Source organism: Pristimantibacillus sp. Z349TD_6 (assembly GCF_056173205.1).
In genome coordinates this window covers 5,297,715-5,312,881 of the sequence record NZ_CM149662.1, presented here as the reverse complement: position 1 = coordinate 5,312,881, position 15,167 = coordinate 5,297,715, and the positions used below count along the sequence as shown (strand labels likewise).

General features: G+C 43.2%; 13 protein-coding genes. 7 read left to right on the top strand and 6 right to left on the bottom strand.

Annotation, left to right across the window (positions count from 1 at the left end; all coding sequences use genetic code 11):
• Positions 1-302: 302 nt before the first annotated feature.
• From AC0VYE_RS23375 to AC0VYE_RS23360, 4 genes are all read right to left on the bottom strand, one after another.
• Entirely contained in the window at positions 303-1,202 is a 900-nt protein-coding gene (locus tag AC0VYE_RS23375) for an SDR family oxidoreductase (protein ID WP_475449704.1), read from the bottom strand.
• A gap of 249 nt (positions 1,203-1,451) precedes the next feature.
• Positions 1,452-2,108, bottom strand: coding sequence for a transmembrane-type terpene cyclase (locus tag AC0VYE_RS23370; RefSeq protein ID WP_441880929.1), 657 nt, complete (start codon positions 2,106-2,108; stop codon positions 1,452-1,454).
• Positions 2,109-2,353: 245 nt separating this feature from the next.
• Positions 2,354-2,788, bottom strand: a complete 435-nt coding sequence (locus AC0VYE_RS23365; protein ID WP_475443035.1) for a YciI family protein — start codon at positions 2,786-2,788, stop codon at positions 2,354-2,356.
• Between the two features lie 140 nt (positions 2,789-2,928).
• Complete coding sequence (locus AC0VYE_RS23360) at positions 2,929-3,741, bottom strand: alpha/beta fold hydrolase (RefSeq protein WP_475443034.1); 813 nt, start codon at positions 3,739-3,741, stop codon at positions 2,929-2,931.
• A gap of 302 nt (positions 3,742-4,043) precedes the next feature.
• On the opposite strand from AC0VYE_RS23360, the gene AC0VYE_RS23355 reads away from it, so the two are divergent.
• The 3 genes from AC0VYE_RS23355 to AC0VYE_RS23345 all read left to right on the top strand — a co-directional run bounded on the left by AC0VYE_RS23355 (position 4,044) and on the right by AC0VYE_RS23345 (position 5,916).
• A complete protein-coding gene (locus AC0VYE_RS23355; RefSeq protein WP_179089918.1) occupies positions 4,044-4,958 on the top strand; it encodes a GNAT family N-acetyltransferase in 915 nt (304 codons plus the stop codon).
• Positions 4,959-4,982: 24 nt separating this feature from the next.
• Positions 4,983-5,429: a GNAT family N-acetyltransferase gene (locus AC0VYE_RS23350; protein WP_076270955.1), complete on the top strand. Its 447-nt coding sequence runs from the start codon at positions 4,983-4,985 to the stop codon at positions 5,427-5,429.
• Positions 5,430-5,490: 61 nt separating this feature from the next.
• Positions 5,491-5,916, top strand: coding sequence for a P-loop NTPase family protein (locus AC0VYE_RS23345; RefSeq protein ID WP_475443033.1), 426 nt, complete (start codon positions 5,491-5,493; stop codon positions 5,914-5,916).
• Positions 5,917-6,101: 185 nt separating this feature from the next.
• On the opposite strand, the gene AC0VYE_RS23340 is transcribed toward AC0VYE_RS23345, so the two are convergent.
• The gene (locus AC0VYE_RS23340; protein ID WP_083682587.1) at positions 6,102-6,821 is read right to left on the bottom strand and encodes an ankyrin repeat domain-containing protein; all 720 of its coding nucleotides are present in this window, start codon (positions 6,819-6,821) and stop codon (positions 6,102-6,104) included.
• Between the two features lie 29 nt (positions 6,822-6,850).
• Positions 6,851-8,359, bottom strand: a complete 1,509-nt coding sequence (locus AC0VYE_RS23335) for an S-layer homology domain-containing protein (protein ID WP_475443032.1) — start codon at positions 8,357-8,359, stop codon at positions 6,851-6,853.
• A 238-nt stretch (positions 8,360-8,597) separates the two neighbouring features.
• On the opposite strand from AC0VYE_RS23335, the gene AC0VYE_RS23330 reads away from it, so the two are divergent.
• The 4 genes from AC0VYE_RS23330 (at position 8,598) to AC0VYE_RS23315 (ending at position 15,027) form a co-directional block, all read left to right on the top strand.
• Positions 8,598-9,554, top strand: coding sequence for a nucleotidyltransferase domain-containing protein (locus tag AC0VYE_RS23330; protein WP_475443031.1), 957 nt, complete (start codon positions 8,598-8,600; stop codon positions 9,552-9,554).
• 7 nt (positions 9,555-9,561) lie between these two features.
• The gene (gene uvrA, locus AC0VYE_RS23325) at positions 9,562-12,468 is read left to right on the top strand and encodes an excinuclease ABC subunit UvrA (RefSeq protein ID WP_475443030.1); all 2,907 of its coding nucleotides are present in this window, start codon (positions 9,562-9,564) and stop codon (positions 12,466-12,468) included.
• Between the two features lie 168 nt (positions 12,469-12,636).
• Positions 12,637-13,803, top strand: a complete 1,167-nt coding sequence (locus tag AC0VYE_RS23320; RefSeq protein ID WP_339203852.1) for an MFS transporter — start codon at positions 12,637-12,639, stop codon at positions 13,801-13,803.
• Between the two features lie 219 nt (positions 13,804-14,022).
• Complete coding sequence (locus AC0VYE_RS23315; RefSeq protein WP_475449702.1) at positions 14,023-15,027, top strand: alpha/beta fold hydrolase; 1,005 nt, start codon at positions 14,023-14,025, stop codon at positions 15,025-15,027.
• Positions 15,028-15,167: the final 140 nt, after the last annotated feature.

Genomic DNA, 15,167 nt, shown 5'->3' with positions numbered 1-15,167 from the left:
AATAAGATTGGAATGTTGCAAATAGGTGTACTAATACCTCTAATTGATCAGATTTGAAGAAAATTTGGTTAAATAAGTGCATTTCTGCACTTAGTTGAAGATGCTGCAGGCGCTGCCGCAAAAGTCTTTGCATCAGGGAAACATCCCCGTTTTCAAATGAAAGGACTTCAAATTCCACTGTATAGTGGAGCTTAAGGTCCTTTTTCTCGATGAAAATAAGTTCTAAGTAGTGCTCAAAAAATCGCAAAATGACTTTTGAGACAGCCCCTTGTTTTGCGGAAAGGCAAGCAGGCAACGAAGGATTAAGTCTCTGTCATAACTCCGCCATTGACATGCAATACCTGCCCTGTAACGAATGATGAATCGTCTGAAGCTAAATAAATGTAGGTTGGAGCAAGCTCGAATGGCTGACCTGCGCGTTTCATTGGCGTATTGGCGCCAAATGTTTGCACATATTCAGCTGGGTAACTGGAGACGGTCAGAGGGGTCCATATCGGACCCGGTGCAACAGCATTAACGCGTATCCCGCAATTAACGAGCTGCAGCGATAACGAGCGAGTAAAAGATACGACTGCTCCTTTTGTTGAAGAATAATCGACCAGAAGCGGGGCACCTGCATAAGCCGTTACGGAGGCTGTGCTGATGATGGTGCTTCCTGGATGAAGATAAGGAAGTGCGGCTTTCGTCAAATAGAAATGAGGAAAAATATTGGTTCGATAAGTATCTTCGAGCTGCTCATTCGAGATGTCCAAAATACTCGTCTGAGGAAACTGGACTCCTTGGTTAAGCACCAAGCAATTGATTTTTCCAAAATGCTCGAGTGTTATTCTCACGATTTCTGTGGAGAGCTCTGGCCTGCGAAGATCACCTTCAATTAGCAGGCAGCGACCACCGTATTGCGCTACCATTTGCTGAGTTGCAAGCGCGTCTTGACGTTCGTACAAATAAACGATAACGACATCAGCACCCTCTTTGGCGAAACCAATGGCAACAGCTCGGCCAATCCCGCTGTCACCACCAGTAATGATCGCTACTTTGCCGGACAGCTTTCCACTTCCTTTATAGGCGGGGTTGTCGGAAATCGGAAGCGGGTTCATTTTGTATTCAAGGCCAGGCTGCCTGTCTTGATGCTGGGGCGGAAAGGTTAGGGGCTCTTGTTTGCACTTTGTTTCGTAGCCATAATAGGGATAATACGGAATCATCATGGTATCCTCCATTTGAGTTCATTGCAATAGGGTATTCACCCAGTGGCTAATATGCAACTCTCAGGTAGCTTGCATAATGGAGGGAGTTTATAAAGAGGGCTGTTCAGAAGGAAAGGACTTATGATGCTGGAGGTTTTAGCAGGAAATTTGATGAGATGGTTGATGGTGGTTACACAGCAGAATAAGCAGCCGGTATAGAAATCCGCTAGCGAAAGTTTACGCTTTCTAAGCTTTCGCTAACAGGCATCAGGCATTGATATGAGGTGTTTTATTGATTGTATGTTTGTGAACGGTTTTAATTGAAAGCCTATAAACAAGTAGGATATAAACAATGTCCAGTACAAGGATCAGAACATACATAATAAACAATAATAGTGATTGCGGGAAGAGCGAGAAGCAGAGGATCGAGGCGAATAAGGTACCTATCATTTTGAAATAAGCGATAGACAGGGATTGCCCCTTTAAGTCTTTAATCATCAGCATTCGGATGAAGAGAATCGACATGAGCAGATTGATGCCAAAGGCCGAATAAATGCCCATCTTATCATGGAATTCAACCGCCATACCATAATGCAGCAGAAATGCGATCACAAGCAGCGCGAAAACAGAAGCGTGAATAACGCGTTTAGGATAGGTGCCTTTGGAATAGTAGAGGAATTGAAGCAGAATAATGCAGTCAAGCAGGAACCATACTAAGGTCCCGATTTGCTGAAGCGGGTGAAACGGCATTATAAAGGTAAATAGAAATTCCCAAGTAATATTTGCACATATGCAGGCGAGCGGCATTCCGCAGGCTTGATCCTTAAACCCTTTGTAAATAACGAGAATATAGACGATCGTCCAAAATAGTGCTACCCCAAACATGAGAAGAAACTCTACTTTTAAAGGCAACAGATGCTCCATATAACGACAATCGCATCCTTTCTAATATGATTCGCCCAACTAGTACAGGCATCTAGCTTGTCTATCTATATGAAATTAGTATGTCCTGTAGACCCTTGAACGAAAAAAGGACAAAAATTGTTATGCTTACAAAGGGAATCCAGACTATTGTTAGTTGGAAAATGAAAAAGGAGATCGACAAGGATCTCCTTTCTCAAAACTTAGCGTTTTTAACTAATCAATAATGTGGTGAAGAGAGGATGAATTCACGCTTTTTTCTGCTCGACAACTTGTTTACGAAGCTCCATTTCCTTTGCAAGGGTTTCGGGATTGTTCATGAAGTCTTCTGCCTCGAATACTTGTCGCAGCTCAATTACGCCTTGGCCAAATCCATGGGGGTCCGGGAAACGAAGCGCCCATTCAACAGCTTCTTCTCTAGATTTGACCTCAATTAACGTGTAACCGGCAATTAATTCTTTGGCTTCCGTAAACGGCCCGTCTATGACCTTCGACTTGCCGCCTGGTTCCGGATATGAAATTCGAATGCCGCTGGAGCTCGGCAGCAGTCCATCAGCAGCAAGCAAGACACCGGCTTTTACCAATTCCTCGTTATACTTCTGCATCGCATTAATGAGCTCCAAACTCGGCATAACCCCAGCCTCTGAATCCGTTGTAGCTTTTATAATCATCATAAATCTCATATGTGTATTCCTCCTATTTTTTAGTGAAGCTTATGCCGATTGAAGAAAGTCCGATAATTCAGCTTCTACTTATTCGACGAATTAATCTTCATTAGATCGACATCGTATCTACAACTATTCGTTATTATTTTCATTTGTATTTAGTGATTGTTCTTAAAAAAATCGATAAGCTCCGCAGAAATACGTTTGGCGTCGAGCTTCTTGGTATGTCCAAGCCCTTTTTTACTAACGAGCTGGGCATGTGGGAGCACCTTCGCAGTGGCCTGGGCACCCCGTCGCAGTGAAGCTGGACTTTCGGTTCCTTCAATTACCAGCGTGGGCATAGTAACTGTACTCCAAAGCTTGGCAGGAAGTGGTTTTCCATCCATAAAGCCATCCAATAATGCCGCATCGTAGGGGAGTGTATGAGCGACAGCCATAAGGTTAGACCAAACGCTTGGCATCATGCGCATCATGGCAACAATGAAGGAGGGGGCTCCCATGCCTTTAGTCATAAAATATTTGATGGCATCGGCACGGTGATTTTGTGCAATCAGCTTCTTGACCTGTTGTGCAAAGTCTTTCGGAGCTTTGCGATCTGCTGCATCGACCACAAATGGCGGCTCATGCAAAGCCAGTTTCGTGATATTAGCTCCATTTGAAGCGGCCTGTAGGGCGAGAACTGCTCCAGATGACAGTCCCCAAACATATGCTGAGCCGCCAGCCTCTTCAATCATCGCCTTAAGGTCATCGATTTCATGGATTGTGTCATATGCCTGTGTATCTCCGCTATCGCCGCGGCCGCGGCGGTCGTAGTTGAAAACCGTAAAGTGCTCACTCAATAATTGTGCTAGCTGTACTTGTGCGGGGAATTTTCGGTAACTGAAAGCACCCGCTACTAATAGGAGTGCTTGCCCTTTACCCATTTTGTCATATGCGATTTTGGTTCCGTCTTTAGAAGTTGCGGTATACATTTGATTGCCTCCTTAGAATAAATAACCTTATGTCTTTATTAAGACGACGAACCGCTGATGGGAATATCGACACCATTTCATAAACAATTTAAAAATATTTTTCCTGCTGTTTAAAAGCTAAAACGAGGGTTATGTAAACTTGCATAAAATGAAGGATTGAAAGGGATTTGATAACTATTGCGCAGGATTATTTGTTTATATCTATTTTATCCCTAGTATCTCTGTTTTGCAGTAACTATGCTTAAATAGTTGTAGATTGTCAAAGGTGCAACTGAATTGCAGCTTGAGAGGAATGTATGCAAATGAGAATACAGAGCAGGCATTATAAAGAAGATGATTTTATCAGGGTTAGAGATTTTCTGAAAAATATATTTGGAAAATGGTCGGTTGGCCATGTATTTATGCCAGCCCGGTGGGAATATATCGTTTTTCATCCCAATATCGTTCCGCTGAAACAAGCTGGAGTGTTCGAACAAATCGGACTGTGGGAAGAAGATGGAGAAATAGTAGCAGTTGCTCATTTTGAAAGCGAACTGGGCGAGGTATATTTGGTTGTAGACCCGAATTATACATTTCTGTATTCGGAAATGATTGAATACGCGGAAGCGAATTTATATGAAATAAAAGAAGATGGCCGGAAAAGTATAGAGTTTCATGCGGATGAGAGCAATGAAACATTGAAAGCTTTATTAGAAGAAAGAGGATATTTACGGGATGCTGCCCTCTATGAGGTTTACTCCGGCAGGTCAATCTTAGACGAGCTCCTTGATCTGAAGCTGCCTGAAGGACTTCAGGTAAGAAATATTCGAAAAAAAGAAGATGATGGACGTAGGCTGCGCGTTTTATGGCGCGGATTTGATCATGCTGGCGAACCAGACCCCAATGATTTATGGAAGTCAGACTATATGCAGAGTGCACCTGGATATGATCCTTTTATAAATATCGTGATTGAAAATGCAGAAGGGAATTTTGTTGCTTATGCAGGGTTCTGGTATGATCATCTTAGTCGAGCAGCCTATATTGAACCGGTTTGTGTAGATCCGGATTACCGGCGAATGGGACTAGCAAGCGTTGCACTTATGGAAGGAATGCGGAGATGCAGGCTTTTAGGTGCTGAAAATGTATATGTCGCATCGGATGCAGGTTTATATAAATCACTTGGATTCTCGCAGGTTAGTATTAGTTATTCCTGGATAAAACAACTCTCTGACAAATGAGTGAATGAATACGGAGGATGAGTTATGATAAACAAAATTGTTCCCTATCAAGAAAAAGATCACGATAAATTAGTGAATATTTGGTATCATGCTGTGCGACAAACCCACACATTTTTGACAGATGAGGATATTGCATTCTATCATCAGATGCTTCAAAACGGAGCGTTAAAGGAAGTTGAGATTTGGGTAGAGCTGAATGAAAACCAAGTACCGACAGGGTTCATTGGGCTTGACGGAACAAAGATCGAGATGCTTTTCGTACACCCCGATAACCACGGAAGGGGAATAGGCAGTCGATTAATAAAACATGCCGAAGCATTAAAAGGCAGCAATCTCCAAGTCGATGTCAATGAGCAAAACGAAGGAGCATTCACCTTTTACAAACGATATGGTTTTGTGCAGCATGGACGATCTGAACTAGACAGTTCAGGACGACCATTTCCGATCCTTCACTTAGTATTAAAGCGTTGAATGAAAATAAAACACTGGATTGAATGATACTTAGGTATAGGGGGAAAGGAGGATACTTGCTTTGAAAAACTGCAATAAGATACATATCATTGGCGAAGTTGGGAGTGGTAAAACTTATCTAGCAGAGAAGTTATCAAAGCAATTAGACATTAATTATTATCAACTGGATAACGTTGTTTGGAGAAGAGGAGAAGAAAGCGATACTCGAAATTCTCAGGAAGTGCGTGATGCGATTCTTGGGGATATTGTAAATCAAGAGAAATGGATTATTGAGGGTGTTCATTACAAATGGGTTCAACGATGCTTCGAGTCTGCAGACATAATCATCTATCTAGAAACAAATGTTTTTATACGAGATATTCAAATGTTAAACGATATTTCAAACAAAAACTCGGATTGGAAAAAGGGAATTACAACCAAACGATTAAGAACTTGTATAGCATGGTTGTATGGAATCACAAATTCGAATCAGAACGAAAGCCAATAATTGATAAGATACTACATTCATATGATTACAAAGTACAGAAATTTAAAAGTAATAAACATGTTCGTTGAAGTAATAGAGATATTCAAAAAATGGGAAATTGAAATATCTGTTTACTTAATGATTGCAAAATAAACAAAAGAACAACCCACTTCATGTGGGTTGTTCTTGTATAAATTATCGTTCCGCTATTTCTGTGCACCAGCTTGCTGCAAGGCTTCAATCATTTCTTTAAAACCCCGGTTCTGGGCATGCTTCAGTGGGGTTACGCCTTCTGAATCCGCAAGATTTACATTAGCGCCGTGATCGATTAATAATCGCACGATCGCCTGATGGTCTGCTCCGCCATCCCCGAGAATAATAGCCTCAAGAAGTGCGGTCCATCCAAGCTGATTCACATGATCGATATTAACGTCGGATGTGGTTAGCAGCTCCTTTACAATCTCAACATGTCCCCGATCTGCAGCTGGAATGAGTGCGGTACCGCCAAAGCGATTGGTGATGGTAGTATCTGCGCCGGCAGCTATCGATGCTTGAACGAAGTCCATCAGCCCCTCTGCGCCTGCATAAAGGAGCGGGTTGTCAGAGCGATTATCTTGAATGTTGATATTTGCTCCTTTTTCTATGAAGAGGTTAAACACATCGAGCTGGTTCGTATGCACGGCGATCATTGCAGAGGTTCTGCCTTGATCGTCGGTCGCGTTGATGTCGGCACCTTCGGCTAGCAACTCAGTTATTGACGCTCGATCTCCTTGTTTTGCTGCTGCTAACAAAGCTTTATTCAACTTGTCCATTTCGTTGTTCACCGCTTGGGCTGCATGCTGCTCATCATTTGTTAATTCCTGATCATTATTTTCCTGACAGCCCGAAATGATAAGAGCCAGCATGATTATAATTAATCGCAACATCACACACCCATCCTTTCTTAGAAATTAATTTAGTTTAAGGACATTGTAACATCTTGAGCGGTTGCCCACGAGCCTATTGGTTTTACTGTGTACGTTGTTCCTGGCGTTAATTTTGTGTCTTTCGCCAAATCAAATACGCCAACAGCGCCTTTACGGCTGGAATATTTATAGGAAGCAATGATCTTCTCGCCAGTTGGCGCCGTTAACTCGACACTGCGGCCAGAGAATAGTTCATCTTCAGGGTCTTGTGCTAGAGTCAAGAGAATCGAAGTTTCACTAGCAGCTTCAGCACCAGTTAACTGCAAGGTTGGTATTTCTTTTGCTACAAAGGAAGCGTTCGCGATAGCAGCCCAATCTGATGTTACCATATAAGTCACGCCCGGCTTCAATGCTTGCCCTTCGGGAAGGCGGAATTTAGGCTCCTGCTTGCCATCTGTTGATTGTGTGAATGGTACATATTTCGCAATGATCGGTTGACCGCCTTCAGGTGTAATCGTCACTTGGCGAGCTTGCATTGAAGAAATGATTTGGAATGTCTTGCCGCCTGCTTGGTTGTTCTCATCGAGGATGAATGCATTCGCACCTCGACCGCCGCTATAGGCTGAGATGATATAGCCATAGTCAGTTACTCCGTTTGCTTGCAGCGCTTCTACCTCAAACGTATCATTTGTTACTTGGCTTGCTGTTGTCATATTTACTTTCGTTGCATTTCCAGTAAAAGAAGCAGCATGTTGTCCTTTATATGTTAGATTATAGGTTGTGCCTGCTTGCTGAACGGAAGTAGGGACAATATAGGTTGCGATGGAGCCCGTTTTTAGACGCGGCATATTGGTTAAAGTAAGACCATCGTTAAATGCAAAATCTGTTTTTGCCTTCGTGAATTCTTCATCCGTTGTCGTAAGCGGTTTATCGAAAGTCACGATGAGGGTAATGGCATTTAACGATTGGACGTTTGTAATTTTAGCTTGGTCTGAAGGAATAGCCTTGTGAGCGGTTTGCAACAAATAAGCAGCTTCGCCGCGGGTTAAGTTATTATTCGTAGAGCTGAACGGACTGGCCCATGCATTCACGGACTTGAGATCACGCTTTAATGCTTTGGATACGGCTTGAATCAGCTCTTCATCTGAGACCACAGCTCGGGGCCCAAATTGACCGTTCTCAGCTTGCATGATGCCAAGCGCTACAACCGTTGCAGCATAATCTTCATACCAAGCATTCGGACTCACATCCGTTAAGGTTACTGCATTTGGAGCAGTGTCTTCGAGAAGGAAAGTTTTTACGATCATTTTGGCAAGTTCGGCACGATTAATTGGGTTTAGGGTGCCCATGGATTGGTCGGGATAACCTTGCATAACACCAAGCTTTACGAGCTCATTAACAGCTGCTTCTATATCTTTATTGGATAATGGTGAGGATGCAGAAACTTTTGTAATGACTGCTGGTGCTGCGGATACGTTCATAACAGCATACGGAATGGTCGATGCTCCTAATGCTGCTGCAACCAAAAGGGCTGCTGCTTTTTTCTTATAGTTTCTCATTTGTAAATCCTCCTCAGATTGTTTCGGTTGTTATTGCCTGTTTCTATAATAGAGGATAGAGTTAAACGCCCAAGAAACCAGTTATTAATAAAATATAAAATCCACATTAACATTCTCGAAATTATGTTCGGAGACTGACCAACAAATAAATGGAACAAACATATTACAATTGATAGATTTATCCTATTTCTGGTATATATTAATAGAAGATAGTCGAAAGCTCGGAAAGGGGAGGCTCATGGAATTGCAAAAAGTCGGCGAGGACAAAAGGAAGCTGCTTATAGAGTCACTGAGTCAATTTGTCGAAAAAATTAAGCAGGATGAGCAGATCATTGCAGCAATACTCTTCGGCAGCCTGTCCTATGATCAAGTATGGGAGAAATCAGACATTGACCTCAAGCTGATCGTTCACGACCAGAAGCTAAAGAACAGTTATGTTTGTTTTGTAGAAAATGATGTTCCGATCAACACCAGCATTCAGACGCGCAATGAGTTTAAAAGGTGGATGGAACGTTCCGTCAGCGGCTCATTTCAGCAGTCAATGCTTGTACGCAGTACACTGCTGTTCACAAAGGATGAGTCTATAACGGAATATTTTGAACAAATTCGTTATGTTGGCGATCGCGACAGGCAGCTTCAACTGCAGCGTCTTGGCTGTCATGTGCTCAGCCTGCTTTCCAAATCGGAGAAATGGCTGTATGTGAAGCAAGATACAGCTTACAGCGCTTTCTGGTTGATCAAAATGGTTGATGTACTGGCGCAAATCGAAGTGCTGCTTCATGCGGAAGTCCCGATGCGAGAGGCGGTTCAGCAGGCATTGGTACATCATCCGGATTTCTTTACCAAGGTCTACACGGAGCTAGTATGCGAACAGGTTACCGAACCGAAGGTTCGTGCAGCTATAGAGCTTGTTAACCAGTATTTAGATGAAAGAGCGGAGCTATTGTTTCAGCCAGTGCTCGCTTACTTGAAAGAGGAAGGCGACGTTCGCACTGTGACGGATATCGTCATGAAGTTCAGCACGGTTATTGATATTGATGCAGGCTCCATAGCAACAGCTTGCGATTGGCTGGCTGAGAAAGGGCTTCTAATGAAGCTGGAATCGGAGAGAAAAGCGACGCCGAAAAGCCGAATCATGCTGCTCGAGCCCGCTTATTTGTATGAGGAATTCGATGAACCAATCTGGGGGATGTGATTAACTTATGAGACAGTTTATTGAAGTTAAGGGTGCAAGACAAAACAACTTGAAAAATATAGACGTGAACATTCCGCGGGACAAGCTGACGGTCATCACGGGTGTCAGCGGGTCTGGGAAGTCGTCGCTGGCGTTTGAGGTGATCTATGGAGAAGGGCAACGCAGATTTTTGGAATCGCTTTCAACGTTTGCTAAGAGCCGGATGAACCAGCTTAAGAAAGCGGATGTTGATTTTGTGTTTGGACTGTCCCCTGTTATTGCTATCGAGCAAAAAAAAGGAATTGTTAATCCGCGTTCAACCGTTGGTACGATGACGGATATTTATGACTTTATGAGACTGCTCTTCGCATCGGTTGGAGAAGCCTGCTGCCCTTTCTGTGAGCATCCCGTACCGATTAGATCAGCAGGACAAATGATCGATCATATCCGTCAGCTGCCAATCGGAACAGAACTTGAGGTGCTTGCTCCGGTTTATAAAATTTATGGTGAAAATTATGAAACAACCTTCGATGAAATTCGTTCCAAAGGGTTTCGAATGATTCGTATAGACGGGAATAAGCATAGTCTCAGTGATACGATCGAGCTGGATGAAGAGGCAGATTACCGAATAGAAGTTGTTGTCGACAAGATTATTGTCCAGACGGATTCGTTTAAGGCGCTTGTGAAGACAATTGAGAACAGCTTAAAGCTGGTCGGGGAAGGTTTTATCCGATTCGATATCGCAAATACTTCAGATGAAACGAAGCTCGACCGTGAGCGGTTCTACCAGGGCTTTGCATGTCCAGAACATCAGCTTACGATGGGAGAACTGCGCGCGAATTACTTTTCTTTTAACGATCCAAGCAGCGCTTGCCGCACTTGCGGCGGCATTGGAACATTTATGCGAGCCGAAGCTAGGTTCCTGATTAAGAGCTCGGACAAAAGCATTAACAAAGGAGCAATTGATGCGAAGCTTCTTGGTCCGAGCACCGGCACTTGGCATTGGTCAAGCGTAAGGAGTCTTGCGAGCCATTACGGGTTCAGCTTGGATACACCTTACATGGATTTGCCGGAGGAGATCAAGAACATCTTGATGTACGGTACCAAAGGTGAGAAATTCCCTTTCCTACCAGGAGAGGAAGCCTCGAAGTCACAATTCCGTCATGCTGGCAAGCTAATGAGCTTTGCTGGTTTAGTTCATATTATCAATTGGTGGTACAAGCTATACTTAAAACGCAAAACACAATCCACAGGTGAGGATGAGTTTTACAAGCGTGTGATGGTCGAGCATACTTGCCCCGACTGTGAAGGGAAGAAGCTGCGGCCGCAGCGATTCCGTGTGAAGGTAGGAGGCGCAGACATACATGAGCTGAGCAACTATTCGCTTGTCGAATTGAATGAATTTCTGTCATCCGTTAAGTATGCGGAGCAGCAGGCTAATGTGGGTCAGCAGGTTGCTTCCGAAATCCAATCGCGATTAAACTTGCTGCTTGATATTGGGCTTGATTATTTAAGCCTTGGACGCCGCTCCGATACGATTTCTGGCGGTGAGGCACAGCGAATTCGTCTCTCTACGCAAATTAGTTCGGGGCTTATGGGAATGCTTTACGTACTGGACGAGCCGAGTATCGGCCTGCATGCGAGAGACTCCATTCGTATCATCGACACCTTGAGAAAGCTTCGTGATATCGGCAATACGATTATTGTCGTGGAGCATGATATGGATACGATCTGCAGTGCCGATCACATTATCGAAATCGGCCCAGGTCCAGGCTTGCATGGAGGAAATGTGGTGGCAGAGGGCACGGCAGAACAGCTGCGAGACAACCCAGACTCCATCACAGGTTCTTTTTTGACGCGCAAACGGAGTATTGAGGTGCCGGCAACACGCAGACAGCCAAGTGGGATGACCTTATCGCTGCGAGGAGCGAGGGCGAACAATTTGCGCAATGTTAATGTCGATATTCCGCTTGGTGTTATGGTTTGTATAACAGGCGTCTCTGGTTCAGGCAAAAGCACACTCATCCACGAAGTAATCGGCAAGCAGCTTCATGCTGTCATCCGTGATGCGCGAATTGTTCCTGGAGAGCATGATTCATTGTCGGGGCATGAGCATTTAACTGGCACGATCAACATTGATCAATCTCCGATCGGAAGAAGCACAAGATCCAATCCGGCAACTTATGTAGGTTTCTTTGATAAAATTCGTGATTTATATGCGAAGGCGGCTAGCGCAAGCGGACATACATTGACCAAAAATGACTTCAGCTTCAATCAGAAAAATGGGGGGAGATGCGAAAATTGCCAAGGTGAAGGAATGGTAACGACACAGCTTCAGTTTATGCCGGATGTAGAATCCGTTTGTCCGGTATGCCAAGGAGCTAGGTTCAACGAAGAAGTTCTTGATGTTCGCATTCGTGAGAAGAACATTGCTCAGGTTTTGGAAATGAGCATAGAGGAGGCGGCTTTGTTTTTCTCGGACCAACCATATATTTTGCATAAATTGAATGTTTTAAATGAGTTGGGTCTAGGATATTTACGACTCGGGCAATCGTCAACGACGCTGTCTGGTGGAGAAGCTCAGCGGATAAAGCTCGCCACGGAGCTAAGTAAATTATCTAGGGGATCCCATAATCTTTATATTCTCGATGAGCCGACAACGGGCTTGCATCTGCAGGATATCCAGAAGCTGATCGATTGTCTTCATCAGCTCGTAGACGCTGGCCATTCTGTCTTCGTTATTGAACATCATTTGGATATGATTAAAGTAGCGGACTACATCATAGATATGGGACCGGAAGGTGGAAATAACGGTGGGATGGTCGTTGCATGCGGTACGCCTGAGGAGGTAGCACAGACACAAGGATCACTTACCGGTAAGTTTTTGCGTGAGATGCTTGTAGCTGGGGAACCGTTTAATCTAGAGCTTGCATGATCAAAGATATAAGTCGCGGTGAAAATGTATTCAACTGTATAAGTTGGTAATCAAAAACGGCAGAGATGCCGTTTTTTGATTTTGATCCACATATAAAAGTTCATTTCATGGTAGAATAAAAGATTGAGATAGCTATATTTAAGAAACAAGTGGAGGAACTAAACTTTTATGAAGGCATCAAACTTATTACGAGGCTTTAATTTTTTGTATTTTGCACTACTGGCTATGTTTATTTCATTCCTTCCGGTTTATTTAGATGTACAAGGACTAAGTCCTTCGCAAATTGGCTTCATTATAGGAACAGGCGGATTTGTTACGCTCATCGCTCAACCTTTATGGGGGATGATAAGCGATAGAACCAAGTCCATTCGTAAAGTATTGTTGGTACTGTTATTTTTCTCAACCATCATTGGTTATTTGCTTTATGATTCCAGCAGTTATCCGCAGCTCATTCTGTACGCTATGCTGTTGTACTTCTTTCTCATGTCCATCGATCCATTAACGGAAAGCTTGAATTTTACAATTGCCGAATCTTCAGGAACCAGCTATGGCTCTATTCGTACTTATGGCGCATTGGGTTATGCCTTAGCAGCGCTGCTTACAGGTTATGTTATCTCTTATTTTGGTGAACATAGCTTGGCACTGCTTTTTGGAGGAATCGGGTTAATCAGTTTTATTATAGGTTGGATCATGCCGGATGCGCCTGTAACAGGCAAGCCGGTTACCTTAAAGAGTCTCAAGCATTTTATTAGCAACAAAGAGACACTAATGTTTCTGCTCTTGGTGTTTATCTGTTCGGTCCCTGCACGGATGAATGATACCTTTCTTGGCGTATACATTCGTGAGCTTGGCGGGAGTACCGAATTGGTTGGTCAAGCATTCTTCTTGGCAGCAGGCAGTGAAATTGTAGTGTTCGCTCTTAGCTTTTGGTGGATGCGCAAAGGTAAAGAGCTGCTTATTATTTCGTTTTCAGCCGTGTTCTATTTCCTTCGGTTTTTCCTGTCAGCTTGGATTACCGATCCGCACATACTCGCTTATTTGCAAATTTTACAGCTGTTGACTTTCCCTGTGTTCTATTCAGCAGCTATTCAGTATCTTTATCGAATAGTACCAACCGAATGGCGCGCCACAGGTCAAACGGTGCTTGCGCTGCTGTTTTTTGGTGTTTCAGGCATTTTAGCCTCCTATGTAGGTGGAGCCGTGTATGGTAGCTTTGGAGGCAAAACATTGTACTTGTCTATTTCCGCCATATCTTTTGTAGGCATGCTGTTTGGTCTCATTCTATATCGGGTTTATGGAAAAAGGCTCTCTGCATCAGATGAAGCTGCATCATAATAGTGATCAGTTTTTTCAATTCGATACCTCTATATCATCATAGCCATGAGAAACGACAGCGATGTCGTTTTTTTCATTTCTTCATACAGCAGCAAAGTTTAGCGAGGAATTCGATAATTATGAAGTCAAAATGAAATCATTTATAATGAAAGGATAATATCGTTTTGAAGGAGCCAGCTCTTGAATAGAAAAATAATAAAAATAGGGAAGGTCACTATTATGATCATCGTTGTGATTGTTCTGGTCGGATTGATATTCCCAACGTGGACACCTCGCATTAAAGGTGACAACAGCATTAGTACGTTAGAGCAAGTTGAAATCAATGGTACTGGGCATGAAGTGATGATTAGAGGAGTAGACAAACGCAATCCGATTGTTATTTTTGTGCATGGCGGTCCGGGTTGTTCTGAAATTCCGTATGTAAGGAAATATCAAGATCTGCTTGAGAAAAATTATACGATCGTGCATTATGACCAGCGCGGGAGCGGGAAATCTTATCATTTTAATGAAGACTATTCTAATCTAACGACTGACGTGCTTGTGGATGATCTGCTTGCGTTGACCGATTATGTTACCGCGAAATTTGGACAACAGAAAGTGCTGATGATCGGTCATTCTTTTGGCACATACATTGGAATGAAAGCTGCGGCTAAGGCACCTGACAAGTTTGCGGCTTATATCGGTATTGGGCAAGTGGCTGATACGGTAACGAGCGAATTGGATAGTTTGCAATACGTTATAGAACAGGCGAAGCTGGCTGACAATACCAAGGAAGTGGAACGATTAGAGTCTCTTCGAGAACCAATCGAAAAAGGGGAGGAAACGACGCCTAGATCGATCATTCGAAAATATGGCGGGGCAGCAAGGTTAATTGATGACAACATGGATTATTACAAAGGGTTTCTGTTTCAGCCTGAGTATAATTTGCTTGATGTTGTTCGCTATTTAAGAGGAATTTCTGTAACGCAAAAGATGCTGCTGGCTGAGGAAGCGAGCAATAATATTATTGATGTAGTGAAGACACTGGATATTCCTTGTTATTTTGTGATGGGGAAATATGATTATATGACATCGGTGAATGCTGCAAAACAATATTTTGACGTGCTGCATGCTCCTGTGAAAGATTTTGTTCTGTTTGAACAGTCTGCTCATTATCCGCAATTCGAGGAGAAGGAGTTATTTGCGGAGTGGCTCAATAAAACATGGAAGCAGCTCGCTCACTAGTGGACATAAACGTTTCAATTCTTCATTTATTAAGTAAGCAGTAAAGATGAGGAAGGAGCATGAACCAACTGTTTCTTATAAGCAGTATCGATAAGGTTTCCTCCATCCTTCGATGGAGGTTTTTTTATATGGCGCTCTAA

Coding starts and splice junctions, on each gene's coding strand:
- AC0VYE_RS23365 (WP_475443035.1), bottom strand. CDS start 2,788: ATGAGATTTATGATGATTATAAAAGCTACAACGGATTCAGAGGCTGGG.
- AC0VYE_RS23340 (WP_083682587.1), bottom strand. CDS start 6,821: ATGTTGCGATTAATTATAATCATGCTGGCTCTTATCATTTCGGGCTGT.
- AC0VYE_RS23320 (WP_339203852.1), top strand. CDS start 12,637: ATGAAGGCATCAAACTTATTACGAGGCTTTAATTTTTTGTATTTTGCA.
- AC0VYE_RS23315 (WP_475449702.1), top strand. CDS start 14,023: ATGATCATCGTTGTGATTGTTCTGGTCGGATTGATATTCCCAACGTGG.
- AC0VYE_RS23370 (WP_441880929.1), bottom strand. CDS start 2,108: ATGGAGCATCTGTTGCCTTTAAAAGTAGAGTTTCTTCTCATGTTTGGG.
- AC0VYE_RS23375 (WP_475449704.1), bottom strand. CDS start 1,202: ATGATTCCGTATTATCCCTATTATGGCTACGAAACAAAGTGCAAACAA.
- AC0VYE_RS23335 (WP_475443032.1), bottom strand. CDS start 8,359: ATGAGAAACTATAAGAAAAAAGCAGCAGCCCTTTTGGTTGCAGCAGCA.
- AC0VYE_RS23360 (WP_475443034.1), bottom strand. CDS start 3,741: ATGTATACCGCAACTTCTAAAGACGGAACCAAAATCGCATATGACAAA.
- AC0VYE_RS23350 (WP_076270955.1), top strand. CDS start 4,983: ATGATAAACAAAATTGTTCCCTATCAAGAAAAAGATCACGATAAATTA.
- AC0VYE_RS23330 (WP_475443031.1), top strand. CDS start 8,598: ATGGAATTGCAAAAAGTCGGCGAGGACAAAAGGAAGCTGCTTATAGAG.
- AC0VYE_RS23355 (WP_179089918.1), top strand. CDS start 4,044: ATGAGAATACAGAGCAGGCATTATAAAGAAGATGATTTTATCAGGGTT.
- uvrA (WP_475443030.1), top strand. CDS start 9,562: ATGAGACAGTTTATTGAAGTTAAGGGTGCAAGACAAAACAACTTGAAA.